The organism is Anoxybacillus sp. LAT27 (assembly GCF_022030075.1).
GTDB lineage: Bacteria > Bacillota > Bacilli > Bacillales > Anoxybacillaceae > Anoxybacillus > Anoxybacillus kestanbolensis.
Map to the genome: position 1 here is coordinate 1 of NZ_JAIWYK010000369.1, position 227 is coordinate 227.

Below are 227 nucleotides of genomic sequence, written 5' to 3' on the forward strand. Positions count from 1 at the left end.
GTCGCCCTCTTTCGACCATACGTCGACGACCATTTCTTTCGACATGTACGCCTCATGCAAAATGTACGGCAGGCGATGGATGTTGTGCGTGCCGAAAATAAGGTCGACGTATTGGTATTGCTTTAAAATTTTCTTGACAACCGATTCTTCTTGCGACATACAGCCGCACACGCCGAGCAATAAGTCCGGGTTCGTCGTTTTGAGCGGCTTTAAGTAGCCGAGCTCGC

The 227-nt window shown here is 49.8% G+C and carries 1 pseudogene; it reads right to left on the bottom strand.

Annotated elements, in window-relative coordinates:
• A pseudogene (locus tag LD028_RS09830) lies at positions 1-227 on the bottom strand (tRNA (N6-isopentenyl adenosine(37)-C2)-methylthiotransferase MiaB); the annotation flags it as partial.